The 14,247-nt window shown below is 71.9% G+C and carries 8 protein-coding genes; 3 read left to right on the plus strand and 5 right to left on the minus strand.

Annotation, left to right across the window (positions count from 1 at the left end; translation table 11 throughout):
• Nucleotides 1-1,318 (plus strand): serine protease (locus tag CCR87_RS03405; RefSeq protein ID WP_201156167.1); only part of this gene is annotated, 1,318 nt, incomplete at its 5' end.
• Nucleotides 1,319-1,321: 3 nt separating this feature from the next.
• On the opposite strand, the gene CCR87_RS03410 is transcribed toward CCR87_RS03405, so the two are convergent.
• The 4 genes from CCR87_RS03410 to CCR87_RS03425 form a co-directional block, all read right to left on the minus strand.
• On the minus strand, nt 1,322-2,770 hold the full coding sequence (locus tag CCR87_RS03410) for a TrkH family potassium uptake protein (RefSeq protein ID WP_201156169.1): 1,449 nt from the start codon (nt 2,768-2,770) through the stop codon (nt 1,322-1,324).
• A 42-nt stretch (nt 2,771-2,812) separates the two neighbouring features.
• Nucleotides 2,813-4,297, minus strand: a complete 1,485-nt coding sequence (der, locus tag CCR87_RS03415) for a ribosome biogenesis GTPase Der (RefSeq protein ID WP_201156170.1) — start codon at nt 4,295-4,297, stop codon at nt 2,813-2,815.
• 68 nt (nt 4,298-4,365) lie between these two features.
• Entirely contained in the window at nt 4,366-5,685 is a 1,320-nt protein-coding gene (locus tag CCR87_RS03420) for an outer membrane protein assembly factor BamB family protein (RefSeq protein ID WP_338048866.1), read from the minus strand.
• Nucleotides 5,686-5,723: 38 nt separating this feature from the next.
• Nucleotides 5,724-6,380, minus strand: a complete 657-nt coding sequence (locus tag CCR87_RS03425; RefSeq protein ID WP_201156171.1) for a hypothetical protein — start codon at nt 6,378-6,380, stop codon at nt 5,724-5,726.
• A gap of 218 nt (nt 6,381-6,598) precedes the next feature.
• On the opposite strand from CCR87_RS03425, the gene CCR87_RS03430 reads away from it, so the two are divergent.
• Together CCR87_RS03430 and CCR87_RS03435 are read left to right on the plus strand one after the other, a co-directional pair.
• Nucleotides 6,599-7,867 carry an efflux RND transporter periplasmic adaptor subunit gene (locus tag CCR87_RS03430; RefSeq protein ID WP_201156172.1) on the plus strand — a complete coding sequence of 423 codons (1,269 nt, stop codon included), beginning with the start codon at nt 6,599-6,601 and terminating at the stop codon, nt 7,865-7,867.
• Nucleotides 7,864-11,430, plus strand: coding sequence for an efflux RND transporter permease subunit (locus CCR87_RS03435; RefSeq protein ID WP_201156173.1), 3,567 nt, complete (start codon nt 7,864-7,866; stop codon nt 11,428-11,430). The genes CCR87_RS03430 and CCR87_RS03435 overlap by 4 nt, the downstream gene beginning before the upstream one ends.
• A gap of 125 nt (nt 11,431-11,555) precedes the next feature.
• On the opposite strand, the gene CCR87_RS03440 is transcribed toward CCR87_RS03435, so the two are convergent.
• On the minus strand, nt 11,556-14,099 hold the full coding sequence (locus CCR87_RS03440) for a cation:proton antiporter (protein WP_242511831.1): 2,544 nt from the start codon (nt 14,097-14,099) through the stop codon (nt 11,556-11,558).
• Nucleotides 14,100-14,247 lie beyond the last annotated feature (148 nt).

Below are 14,247 nucleotides of genomic sequence, written 5' to 3' on the forward strand. Positions count from 1 at the left end.
CGAAACCCCCGCCGAGGCGCGCCGGGCCGAAGCCGCCCTTGATGCCGACACCCGCGCCGACGTGCAGCGCGCGCTTGCGTGGTTCGGGCATTACGACCTCGCCGTCGATGGGGCGTTTGGCCCCGGAACACGCCGCGCCATGGCCGACTGGCAGGCCACCCGGGGCGTCAGCCCCAACGGGGTGCTTGACAGTGCGCAGCGCGCAGCCCTGCTCTCGGCCTGGCGCGAGGCCCGCGCAGCCTTCGGCTTTGCGTCGTGGCGCTCGGACACGGCGGGGATCGAGATCACCCTGCCGCTGGGCCTCGTGGTCGAGGATGCGGTCACGCCGCCCTTCCTGCGCTTTGCCCCACGCGCCGAGGGCGGGCCGGAAGTGTTCCTGATCAGCCTGGCCGGGACGCGCGCAACGCTGGCGGCGGTTCCTGATCTGATCCCGATGATGGCGGCGGTGCCCCCGACGGCGGCGCGCAGCCTCGATGCCGACGCCTTTACCCTGACGGGCGCGGACGGCGCGCGCCGCGTGTACGCCCATGCCACCCACCGTGACGGGCGCATCAAGGGGTTCCTTGCGCTCTGGTCCGAGGATCAGGACATGGGGCGCGCCATCGAAGTGATGCGCGACAGCCTGCGCGATCTGGGCGGCGCCCTGCCCGATGCGCCGGTGCCGCTGGGGGCGGCCCTGGACGGGCTGGAGGTGCGCCGGCCGATCCGCAGCGCCTCGGGGGTGTTTGTGGATGCGGCGGGGCGGGTGCTGACCAGCACGGACGTCGTGGAGGGCTGTGCGGCACTGCGCATCGACCAGCACCACGCCGCGCGTCTGGTGCTGGCGGATGCGGCGCTGGGCGTTGCGCTGCTGGCGCCGGAGCGCCCGCTGGCGCCCGCCGGGCACGCCCGCTTTGCCCCCCGCCCGCCCGAGATCGCCTCGGAGGTCGTGCTTGCGGGCTATGCCCTGCCCGAGATGACGGCGCCGGTGCTGACGCTGGGCCGGGTGGCCGCGCTGGAGGGGCTGTCGGGAGAGGCGGACCTGCGGCGCCTCAGCCTGGCGGCCGAACCGGGAGAGGTCGGCGGACCCGTGTTCGACCGCTCCGGCGCGGTGCTGGGCCTGCTGCTGGCGCCGCGCGCGCCCGAGGGCCGCATCCTGCCCGACACCGTGGCATTCGTCGCCGGGTCCGACGCGATCCTGCGGACCCTGGGCGATGCCGACGTTCACGCCGACGCGGCCAACGTTCACGACGGGGCCGACGGAACAGGGGTGCTCGACCTGCCCGCGCTGACGCGCCATGCCCGCGCGCTGACGGTGCAGGTGGCGTGCTGGGACTGACCCTCAACCCCGCCAGAAACGGGGCAGCATCAGCACCAGAACCGAGATCAGCTCCAACCGGCCCAGCAGCATCGCCACGATCATGATCCACTTGGCCGCCACCGGAAAGCCGTCGACGGCGCCGGTGGGGCCGACCTCGGGCCCGAAGGCGGGACCGATGTTGCAGATCGCGGTCCAGGCGGCGGTGATGGCGGTGCGCATCTCCAGCCCCGTCAGCGACAGCAGAACCGCCGTGACCCCGAAGGTGAACAGAAACAGCGCGAACAGCGCGATGACCGAGTTGATCACATCCTCGCCCAGCGGCCGACCGCCCAGCCGCACCGGGATCACCCGGTTGGGGCTGTGGATGCGGCGCAGCTGGGTCTTGATCGCCTCGAACAGCACGAGATAGCGAAACACCTTGAGCGAGCACCCCGTCGACGCCGTGCACGCCCCCGTCAGCCCCGCCAGCACCACCACCAGCAGTGGAAACGCCCCCCAGGCCGAGGGATCGGCGGTGCCGTATCCGGTCCCCGAGAACAGCGACACCACGTTGAAGGCGGTCTCGCGCAGCGTCACCTCCAGGCCGCCGCCCTCGTGCCACAGCCGATACAGGACGATCGCGCCGATGGCATAGCCCGACCAGCGGACATAGGCGCGCACCTGAACGTCCTGCCACAGCGGCGCAAAGCTGCCGCCCACAAGCTGGACAAAGCGCACGAAGGGCAGGCCCGATAGGATCATGAACACGATGGCGACATACTGCGCCCCCGCGCCGAACTGCGCGAAGCTGGCGTCGGCGGTGGAAAACCCGCCCGTGGCGATGGTCGTCAGCGCATGGTTGAGCGCCTGGAACCCGTCCATCCCCGCCATGACATAGACCATCGCGCACAGCGCCGTCAGCCCGACATAGACCTGCACCAACCCGCGCGAGATATCGAGCGCGCGCGGCAGCACCTTGCCCAGCGTGTCGAACCCCTCGGAGCGGAAGTGCTGCATCCCCCCCACCTTCATCACCGGCAGGAAGATCAGCGCCACGATCACGATGCCGAGCCCGCCGAGCCATTGCAGCAGCGAGCGCCACAAGAGCGTGCCCGGCGGCAGGTCCTCCAGCGCCAGGAACACGGTGGTGCCGGTGGTGGTCATTCCCGACATCGATTCGAAAAAGGCGTCCGTCACCCCCACACCCGGCGCGCCCAGGATGAACGGCAGCATCCCGAAGGCCGGCAGGGCGATCCATGTCCCGGTGGCCAGCATGAAGGATTGCCGCAGCGTCAGCCCCTGGTGCTTGCCGCCCGCGCAGGCCAGCGCGATCACCGCCCCGCTCAGCGCCGTGAGCACCGCGCTCGACAGGAAGTTCCAGGCGTTGGGCTGGCCCGCATGCAGGTCCACGGCCATGGGAATCAGCATCGCCACCCCGAGGACGGCGGTCAGCAATCCGATGATGTAGCCGACGGGGCGCAGATCTGGCATGGCAAGCGATGCTCCAACGCGGGACCTCCCGCTGTCAAGCATTCAGCGGGAGCGCGGCCGCCCCGGCGTCCGGCTGCCCGGTGTCTTGTCGAGGTGCTTGCGCAACCGCGAGGGGCCGGGCTTCTGGCGGTCCTTGTAGGGGTTGCGGTCGGCCTGGCTGCGGAACATCAGCCGGATCGGCGTGCCCGGCAGATCGAAGCTGTCGCGCAGCCCCCCCACCAGATACCGGCGATAGGCGTCCGGCAGTTCCTCGGGGTTGGAGCACATCAGCACGAACCCCGGCGGCCGCGTCTTGACCTGTGTCATGTAGCGCAACCGGATGCGCCGCCCGCCCGGCGCAGGCGGCGGATGCGCCGCCACCATCGCGCCCAGCCACTGGTTCAGCCGCGCGGTGGTGATCCGCCGGTTCCACACGTCATGCGCCGACAGGATGGCCGCACGCAACCGCGCCAGCCCCTGCGCGCCCGTCGCCGACACCGTCACCAGCGGCGCGCCGCGCAGCTGCGGCAGCATCCGCTCGAACATCGCCTTGAGCTCCTTCAGGCGGGCCGGGCGGTCCTCCACGGTGTCCCACTTGTTGACGGCGATGACGACGGCGCGGCCCTCCTCCTCCGCCAGATCGGCGATGCGCAGGTCCTGCGTCTCGAACGGGATCTGCGCGTCCAGAAGCACCACCACCACCTCGGCAAAGCGCACGGCGCGCAGGCCGTCGGCGACCGAGAGCTTCTCCAGCTTGTCCTGCACGCGGGCGCGCTTGCGCATGCCCGCGGTGTCGAAGATCCGGATCGGCGTGCCGTCCCAATCCGCTGCGACCGAGATCGCGTCGCGGGTGATCCCGGCCTCCGGCCCGGTCAGCAGGCGGTCCTCGCCCAGGATGGCGTTGATGAGGGTCGACTTGCCCGCGTTCGGCCGACCCACCACGGCAATCTGAAGGGGGCGTTCGGGGGTGGGGGTGTGGTCGGCGTCGCCCTCGGCGTCGTCCTCCACGTCGACCTCGGTCACCGGGGTCTCGACGCGGGCGGCGGCCTCGAACGCCTCGGCCAGCGGCGCAAGGCGGTCGCGCAGTTCGTCCAGCCCCTCGCCGTGTTCGGCCGACAGGCGGACGGGCTCACCGAGGCCCAGCCCATAGGCGTCGATCATGCCCGCATCCCCCGCGCGCCCCTCGGCCTTGTTGGCCGCAAGAATCACATGGCGGGCCCGCTTGCGCAGGATCTCGGCGAATTCGCTGTCGGCCGGCGTCAGGCCCGCGCGCGCATCGACCACGAACAGGCACACATCGGCCGCGTCCACCGCGCGCTCCGTCAGCTTGCGCATGCGGCCCGGCAGGCTGTCGTCGGTGGCCATCTCCAGCCCCGCGGTGTCCAGCACGCTGAAGCGCAGGTCGAACAGCCGCGCCGCCCCCTCGCGCAGGTCGCGGGTCACGCCGGGGCGGTCGTCGACCAGCGCCAGACGCTTGCCGACAAGCCGGTTGAACAGGGTGGACTTGCCCACGTTGGGGCGCCCGACGATGGCGAGGGTGAAACTCATGCCTCGCCCTGTGGCCCCCGGCCCGGGTGCTGTCAAGCCAAACCCGTCAGCACGCCCGGATCAAAGGGTCAGCGCAGCGCGTGCAACCGTCCGTCGCGGGTCACGACATAGAGGGTGCGCCCGACCACCACCGGATGCGTCGCCGCCCCGCTCGGCAGCTCGGCCTGCGAGACCAGCGCCCCCGAGGCCGGATCGAACCCCCGCAGCACCCCGTCCGAGGACGCGACCAGAAGCTGCCCTCCCGCCAGCACGGGGCCGAAATGCGCGACGACCTCGGCCCGGCGGCGTTCGCGGGTCTCGATGTAGCGGCCCAGCGGCACGCCCCAGACACGCGCGCCGGTGGCGGCCTCCAGCCGTACCAGCTCCCCCTGGTCGGACACCAGGAACAGGCTGTCGCCCGCCGGCCAGACCGGGCCGAACGCCCCCTCGCGCGCCGACCAGCGCTGCATCCCGGTCGCCGCGTCCAGCGCCGCCAGTCGCCCCGAGCGGTTGCCGACAAAGATCGTGCCGCCCACCACCACCGGATCGCCCGAAATGTCGCTGATGCCCGCGTTGGCCTGTCCCAGCCGGCGGCCCGCCACACGGCTGCGCCACGCCTCCACGCCGGTGGCGCGCGCGGCGGCGGCCACGTCGCCGGTGGCGAACGGCAGGATCACCTGCGTGCCCGACACCGCGGGCGCCGCGCCCCCCACCATGCCCGACACCGCCGGCAGCCCGTCGAGTTGCCACACAACCTTGCCGTCGGCCACATCCAGCGCCCAGGCGGTGCCGTCGTTGGCCGTGACGAAGACCTGATCCCCCGCCACCGTGGGCGGGGCGCCCAGCGGCGCCTCGAACCGCTTGCGCCACAGCACCGCCCCCGAGGCCGGGTCCATCGCCACAATCTTGCCATAGGCCGAGGTCACGAACAGCCGCCCCGCCCCCACCGCAAGACCGCCGCCCGAGGCCATGCCGCGCCCGGCCCAGTCGGGACGGATGTCGCGGCTCCAAAGCCGTGTGCCGTCAGTGGCGGTGGCGGTCACGGTGCTGCGCGCGTCCAGCGTGAAGATGCGCCCGCCCGCGACCACGGGATCGGCCGTCAGCCGAAAGCGACGGCTGGCACCCTCGCCGATGGGGGCGCTCCAGATGCGGGTCAGGTCGCGGCCGAGCGCGGGATGGGTGATCGTGTGGGTGGCCGAGCCGCCACGATGGGTCCATTCGGAATGGTCGACCATCGCCGGCAGGGCGATCGGCAGGCTGCGGTCGGCGGGTACCATCGGCGCGCCCGCGCTGGTCATCGCGCGCGGGTCCAGCCGCTCCCCCTCCAGGATCACTTCACGCTCGCAGGCCGCGAGGGCCAGCACCGCCGCGAAGATCCACAGCGATTTGCGGCTGAGGCCTGGTGTCACCGCGCTGCCCTCCGTTCCTGGGTTTCGCACGCCGGCGCCTATCCGGCCGCGGCCGGGTCGCCGCCCAGCGCCACCATCACCTGCCGCACGCGGGCGCGCAAGTCCTCGGTCACCTCGGGCTCGTCGAGGATGTCGCGCAGGATCTCGAGCGCCGCCGCGGTCTCTCCCGCCTCGATCCGCAGCAGCGCAAGCTGCTCCATCGCCAGCGGGCGGAAGGGCATGTCGGGCTGCGCCAGCCCCGACAGAACCGCCTGGCGTTCGTCATTCGGCAACTCGGCGCCCGCCAGCATCACCCGCTTCAGCGCCGCCAGCTGGCGATAGCTTTGCGGCAGGGCGTTGTCGGCCTCCACCGCGGCAAAGGCCGCCAGCGCCGCCTCCCGGTCGCCCGCGCGCTGCGCCTCGGCCGCCTGCAACAGCGCCAGGATGCCCGACCGCGCCCCGGCCGCGTCGATCCCCGCCAGCGCCGCGCGCCGCGCCTCGGGCGTGCCGGTTCCCAGCGCCTCCAGCACCGCATCGCCAAACGCCTGCGCCTCGGCCTCGGCCCGGGCCTTGCGCCATTCGTTGAAGGCAGCCCCCCCCACGACCAGCAGCACCAGCAGTACCGCGATCCAGCCATACCGGCGCACATAGCCGTACAGGCGGTCGCGGCGGACCTCCTCGGTGACTTCCTGGATGAAACTGTCGGGGTTGCTCAACGCGATCTCCCATTCCGCCGGTGGCGTCTGACCTGCGCCCCCATACCGCGAAGGCCGCCGGATTGCCAAGCCCCAGCCCTCGGGCGGGCGCGACGAAGGGCGTCGGCCTTTGCGCCTGCGGCGATCTTGTCGGGCTGGCCGCAAAGGGCTACCTGCGGGACACCCGGTGACGTGCGCGCAAGCGCCCGCCTGCCCGCCCCTGTCTGGTGGAGCCTCGGATGCGTCCGATATCAATCCTGTCTGCGCTTGGGGTCGTTCTGGCTCTGTACCTGGTGGTGATGGAGCGTCCGCACCTTGTGGAGTTCGCGTCCGGCGACACCGGGGCGCTGGGGCGCACGGCGCTGGCGCAGGGCGTGCGCGGCGCCTTCGGGGCGGAACCCGATGCCGGTGCCGACCCGGACGCCGCCCCGCCAGGGACGGCCCGGCCGACCGCGCCGCCGCCCCCCGCCGTGACCGAGCGGACGGTGGCCGTGGTCAGCCAGATCTCGCAGGCCCGGCCCATCGACCGCGCGGTGGTGCTGCGCGGACGCACCGAGGCCTCGCGCCAGGTGGCGGTGCGCGCCGAGACCTCGGGCCGGGTGATCTCCGAGCCGGCCCGCCGGGGCGCCTCGGTCGCCGAGGGGGCGGCGCTGTGCGAGATCGATCCCGGCAACCGCCCCGCGCTGCTGGCCGAAGCCCGCGCCCGCCTGGCCGAGGCCGAGCTGAACGCCCGCGCCGCCGAGCGGTTGTCGGAGGGGGGCTTCGCGTCGGACCTGCGCGCGGCCGGGGCCACCGCGTCGCTGCAAAGCGCCGCCGCCGCCGTCGCCGCCGCCGAGCAGGAGATCGACCGGCTGGTGATGCGCGCCCCCTTCGCAGGCATCCTCGAGACCGACACCGCCGAGCTGGGCGCGCTGCTGCAACCGGGCGCGCTGTGCGCCACGGTGATCCAGCTCGACCCGATCCGGCTGGTGGGCTTCGTGCCCGAAACCGAGGTGGACCGCATCGAGGTCGGGGCGCGCGCCGGCGGGCGTCTGACATCGGGGCGCGAGGTGAGCGGCACGGTGACCTTCCTGTCGCGCGCCGCCGACCCCGCCACCCGCACCTTTCGGGTGGAAATCACGCTGGAGACCGAGGGCGCCCCCATCCGCGACGGCCAGACCGCCGAGATCGGCATCCAGGCCAGCGGCAGTGACGCCCATCTGGTCCCCGGATCGGCGCTGACGCTGGACGATGACGGGCGGCTGGGGCTGCGGCTGGTGGGCGGGGACGCGCGCGCCGCCTTTGCCCCGGTGGAGGTGGTGCGCGACACCCAGCGCGGGATCTGGGTAACCGGCCTGCCCGACACCGCCGAGGTCATCGTGGTGGGACAGGAATTCGTGCGCGATGGCGTGCGCGTGGACGCCACCCGGCGCGCGGCCGCCGATGCCGGTGCCGACACCGAAGCCGACCTGATCGACGCCGTGGACGCGGCCCGCGACGACGCCCCCGCCACGGAGCCCGGCCGATGACCGGGATCGTCGACTGGGCCGCGCGCCATGCCCGCATGGTCGTGGCCTTCATCGTGCTGACGCTGGGGGCGGGCATCGTCGCCTATGTCGGTCTGCCCAAGGAGGGCGAGCCCGACATCGAGATCCCGGCGCTGTTCATCTCGGTCCCCTTCCCCGGCGTCTCGGCCCAGGACAGCGAGAACCTGCTGGTGCGCCCGATGGAGGCGGAGCTGGCGGACCTCGACGACCTCAAGACGATGACCGCCACCGCATCCGAGAACTTTGCGGGGGTCGTGCTGGAGTTCGAATTCGGCTGGGACAAGCAGACGGCCCTCGCCGAGGTGCGCGACCGCATGACCCGCGCCGAGGCGCAGTTCCCCTCGGGGTTCGAGAGCTACACCATCAACGAGATCAACTTCTCGCAGTTTCCCATCGTCATCGTCTCGCTGTCGGGCGATGTGCCCGAGCGCACGCTGCAACGCCTCGCACGCGAGATGCAGGACCGCGTCGAAGCCATTGATTCGGTGCTCGAAGCCGAGCTTGCCGGCGCGCGCGAGGAGATGCTGGAGGTCATCATCGATCCGCTGCGGCTGGAGGCCTACAACGTCACCGCCGGAGAGCTGATCCAGGTCGTCACCCAGAACAACCAGCTGGTGGCCGCGGGCGAGGTGGAGACCGACAGCGGCACCTTTGCCGTCAAGGTGCCCGCCGCCTTCACCACCGCCGAGGACGTCTATCGCCTGCCGGTCAAGGTCAACGGCGACAGCGTGGTGCGCCTCGGCGATCTGGCCGACATCCGCCTCACGTTCGAGGACCGCACCGTGACCGCGCGCTTCAACGGCGAACCCACCGTGGCGCTTCAGGTCGTCATGCGGCGCGGCTTCAACCAGATCGCGACGGTCGCCGCCGTGCGCGAGACGGTGGAGGCCGTGCGCGCCGACTGGCCCGAGCCGCTACGCGAGGCGGTGCAGGTGGCCACATCCCTCGACCGTTCGGTGGAGGTGGAGGCGATGGTGCGCCAGCTCGAAGGCTCCGTGCTGACCGCGATCTCGCTGGTGATGATCGTGGTGCTGGCGGCACTCGGCACCCGCTCGGCGCTGCTGGTGGGATTCGCGATCCCGGCGTCGTTCTTCCTGACGTTCCTGCTGTTTGCGGTGATGGATGTCGCGGTGTCCAACATCGTGATGTTCGGTCTGATCCTGTCGGTGGGCATCCTGGTCGATGGCGCCGTCGTGGTGGTCGAATACGCCGACAAGCGCATCCGCGAGGGCACCGGCCCGATGACCGCCTACACCGCGGCGGCCAAGCGGATGTTCTGGCCCATCGTGGCATCGACCGCGACGACGCTGTGCGCGTTCCTGCCGATGCTGTTCTGGCCCGGGGTGGCGGGCGAGTTCATGGGGATGCTGCCGGTCACGCTGATCTTCGTCCTGTGCGCGGCGCTTGTCGTGGCGCTGGTCTACCTGCCGGTGGTGGGGGGGGTGACGGGGCGGATGAGCCGCAGCTTCACCGCCGCCTCGGACGGTTTGCGCGCGCGGCTGCCGTGGTGGGCCTGCGCGGCGCTGGTGCCGGTGGCGCTCTATGCGATGTTCCTCGGCGCGATGCAGACGATCAACCCGGCGTATCTGCTGGGCGGTCTGGCGCCATCGGGGGGGCTGGCGGTGCTGCCCGGGGCTGTGATGTTCACGCTGGCGGCGGTGGCCAGCTCGGTCGTTCTGGGGGCCGCGCGGATCGACCGGCGCGCCGGACCCGTGCGGGCGGGCCATCGCCGGACCGCGACCGGGCGCGCGGCGCGGGTGCTTGTGGGCAACCCGCTGGCACCGGTGGTGACGCTGGCCGCGGTCGCGGCCTTTGTCGTCGCCGTCTTCGGCTACTACGGCGAGAACAACCGCGGGGTGGAGTTCTTCGTCGAGACCGAACCCGAGCGCGGCATCGTCTATGTCATGGCGCGCGGCAACCTGTCGCTGATGGAAAAGGACGCGCTGGTGCGCGAGGCCGAACAGGCGGTGATGGCCACCGAGGGCGTCGCGGCGGTCTTTGCCTTTGCCGGGCGGGGGGGACTGAACTCCAACACCGCCGGCGCGCAGGCGCCGCTGGACACCGTGGGCCAGGTGCAGTTCGAATTCGCACGGTGGGAGGACCGCACCGGCATCCCCGGCCTGTCGGGCCGCGAGATCCGCGCGGCGATGCAGACGGCCCTCGACCAAATCCCCGGCATCCGGACCCAGATCCTGGAGCAGGCCGGCGGGCCGGGGGCGGCCAAGCCCGTGCACCTGCGCCTGAAGGGGCAGGACCTGGGCGTGCTGGCGCAGGCGGTGGAGGGCGTCGTCGCCCACCTCCAGGACACGCCGGGCATCATCGACATCGAGGACACCCGCCCCCTGCCCGGCATCGACTGGCAGATCGACGTGGACGTGGAGCGTGCGGGCCGCTTCGGCGCCGACGTGGCGACCGTGGGCGGCATGGTGCAGCTGGTCACCCGCGGCATCCTGCTGGACACCATGCGCGTCGACACCTCCACCGAGGAGATCGACATCCGTGTCCGCCTGCCGCAGTCCGACCGGGTGCTCGCGACGCTCGACAGCCTGCGGGTGCAGACGGCGCAGGGGCTGGTGCCGCTGTCGAACTTCATCACCCGCACGCCGGTGCCCAGCCTCGCGCAGATCGACCGGGTGGACCAGACGCGGTTCTTCGACATCAAGGCCGACGTGGCCGACGGGCTGGTGAACGACGCCGGTCGGCCCATCAACGCCACCGAGCGGATCGAGCATCTGACCCAATGGCTGGAGGCCGAGACCCCCCTGCCCGCAGGCGTCGAGTGGGCATGGACCGGCGACCAGCAGGACCAGCAGGAATCAGGCGAGTTCCTGATGGTAGCCTTTGCCGGGGCGCTGGCGCTGATGTTCCTGATCCTGCTGGCGCAGTTCAACAGCTTCTACAACGCGACCCTGGTGCTGCTGGCGGTGGTGCTGTCGACCACCGGCGTGCTGATCGGGATGCTGGCGATGGACCAGACGTTTTCGATCATCATGACCGGCACCGGGATCGTCGCGCTGGCGGGGATCGTGGTGAACAACAACATCGTGCTGATCGACACCTATCAGGAATACGCCCGCCACATGCCGCGGATCGAGGCGATCGTGCGCACGGTGGAGGCCCGCATCCGCCCCGTGCTGATGACCACCGCAACCACCATGGCAGGGCTGACGCCGATGATGCTGGGGGTCAGCCTCGATTTCATCGGCGGCGGCTACTCCATCGACAGCCCGACCGCGCTGTGGTGGAAACAGCTGGCCACGGCGGTGGTGTTCGGGCTGGGCATCGCCACGCTGCTGACGCTGGTGGTCACGCCGTCGCTGCTGGCGCTGCGGGTGTGGCTGTCGGTGGGGGCGTATCGCTCGGCGGCGGGGCTGGCTGCGCTGTCGGTGGGGCCGTCGAGCCAGTTGGCCCGCGACCGGGCACTGGCGCGGGCCACCGCCCGCAGCCGCCCCCCCGAGATCCTGTGGGAGGACACGGGCTCCGCCACCGATCCGGCGACCGATCCGGGTCCTGTGCCGCCACTGCCGCTGCGCGCGGCGGAGTAGCCCCCGTGCGGTGATCTGCCTGCGGTGATCTGCGTGCAGCGGTTGGCGCCGGGGCCATGGCCGCCCTGCGGTGGGCGCCACGCGCGACCCCCTCAAGCGCTCCGTCCGTCTGCCGGGCCTGTGCGTCAGGCGGCTTCGATCCGCGCGGCAATGATGGCGGGATCGCCGCCCTGCTCGGCGGCGGCCTCGATGGCGCGGGCGCGCAGATCCGGCAGCCGCCGCAGCAGCCGCAGGAACCGCGCCTCGTCCAGCCGCAGCAGCGTGCAGTGGGTGATCGCCCGCACCCGGCCGCGCCGCACCTTCTGGCCGGCCAGCAGCGCGATCTCGCCGAACATCTCGCCCCGGCCAAGGCGCTGCATCTGCCCGCGCGCGTCCCGCTCCACCGCGCCCGAGGCGATGAAGAAGACCGAGCGCACCTGCTCACCCCGGCGCAGCAGCGAGTCGCCGGGTTCGGCATAGATCGTCACCAGCGCGCGCGACAGCCGCCGCCGCTGCGCCTCGGTCAGCGCGGCGAACATGGGGAACTGCGCCACCATCTCGCGCTTGTGCAGCGACAGATCCAGACGCGGGCGCGCCTCGGCGATGCGGCGACGCGCGTTGATGCCGCGCATCAGGCTGGCATAGAGATCCGCGCCGATCAGCCCGTCGTCGAAGCTGGCCTCCACCTCGCGCTCCTCCAGCCGGACGCGGGTGCGGCGGATGAAGCTGCGCTCCAGCGCGTCGGCGTATCCGGGGTATTGCAGCCGCAGCCCCTCGATCTCGCGGTCGAGCTCCTCCTCGCGGCGCGCCAGCACCTCGTGCAACAGGTCGGTGACGCGGCGGCCGTGGATCCGCAGGATGCGGTCGTCGACGAAATCATGCAGGTCGCGCAGGATCATCCGGGTGATCAGGATCACCTCGAAACGCGCGGCGACCAGATCGCCCAGCGGGCGCGAGATCCCCAGCCGGTGCAGCCAGGCCGCGACGGCATGGCCGCGCCCATGCGCCACGTTGCCGCGCGCGGTGGCCCGATAGGCGCTGCGCCCGCCGGTGCGCGTCGCCTCGATCAGCCGGCTGGCATCGCCCAGCATCCGCTCGATCAGCCGGGCCGAGATGGTCCGCTCGCGGAACCCCTCCAGGATGACCTCGCGCTCGCGGCCCGCCAGCGTGACGAGGCCCAGCGTCAGGCGGTCACGGTCGAGGATCTGCTGCGCTTCCTCGGCGGCCTCCACCGCGCGATCGAGGCGGGAGGCGAAGTCCTTGGCTTCGGCGCGCACGGTCTCGCGCGTCAGGCCATGGCGACCGGTGACGCTCGCGACTTCCTCGCGCACGGTCTGCAGGGCGACGGCGACGACCTGGCGCTGCAACGCGGCCTCCAGCGGCGACAGCCGGTCCAGCTTCAGCCAGCGGATCAACGGGCGCAGCGTCGTGCCCTGCACCAGCAGCGTGAACAGCGTGAAGCCGGTCGCCAGAACGGCCACCGTGCGCTGCGCATCGGCCGGGATCTGCGGGTTCTCCGTCACCGCCAGCGCCAACGCCAGCGTCACCGCCCCGCGCAACCCCCCCCACAGGATCACCACCTTGTAGGCGATGCTCATGGGCGGCGAGGCCCGCACCAGCCGCAACAGCGGCAGCACCCCGAACAGCGTGATCGCGCGCGCCACCGTCGCGGCCACCACCACCACCCCCACCAGCGCCACGTCGCTCCAGTCGATGGTGTCCAGCAGCCGCGGCACCAGCAGCGCCGCCAGCACGAAGATCAGCGACCCCGCCCAATGCGCCAGCAGCTCCCAGGTGTCGCGCAGATAGGTCCAGTTCGCCGGCGCCAGCCGCCCCGGCCCGATGAAGTTCAGCGTCGCCCCCGCCGCCACCACCGCCAGCACGCCCGATACCCCCAGCAGCTGCTCGGACGCGATATAGGTGACATACGGCAGCGCCACGCTGAGCGAGACCTGCGCGAGCCGCCAGCCGCCCAGCCACTCCAGCACCACCACCGCCGCGCGCGCAAAGCCATAGCCCACCAGCGCGCCCAACCCCAGCTGCCCCACAAAGGCCAGCCACTGCGCGCCCACCTTCGTCTCCACCGCGCCGGGCAGCGTCAGCGCGACAAAGGCCCCGAACAGCGCAATGGCGGCGGCGTCGTTCAGAAGGCTCTCGCCCTCGATCAGCCGCGTCAGCCGCGCGGGCGCGCCGATCTCGCGAAAGATCGACACGACGGCCGAGGGGTCCGTGGTCGCCACGATCGCCCCCACCAGCAGGCACACCACCAGCGGCAGCGTCGTGAACGGCGTCAGCGCGAACCCGATCACGAAGGTCGCCACCACCACCGCCAGCACCGCCATCACCAGGATCGGCACCCAGTCATCCAGCATCCGCCGCAGGTTCAGCGTCAGCGCCACCTGGAACAGCAGCGTCGGCAAGAAGACATACAGGAACGTCTGCGCCCCCACCGGCAGCGACAGGATCGACTGTGCGATGGGATCGAACGCATCCGTCAGGTCGGTGCGCAGGATGTACCCCGCCCCCACCCCGATCACGATCCCCATCACCGCGATCAGCACCGTGAACGGCAGGCGCACCCGTTCGGCCAGCGGCTGAACGAGGGCGATCAGCACGAAGAGCGTCGCAAGGACACCCAGAAAGGCCACCAGATCCACGCCCGGCCACCCCCGCTGAACCATCAGGAACATACCCACTCTGACAGCCCAACCCCCCGAAATCAAGACCATTTTCCCCAGAGTCCCGCAGGATGCGACGCCCCCCGCCGCCAACATCGGCCCACAGGGCGCCCCGCCGCCACATCACCGCCGCGACAATCGGGGCCGGGCACCGCCCCGA

This window comes from Rhodobaculum claviforme, assembly GCF_016653255.1.
Lineage (GTDB): Bacteria > Pseudomonadota > Alphaproteobacteria > Rhodobacterales > Rhodobacteraceae > Rhodobaculum > Rhodobaculum claviforme.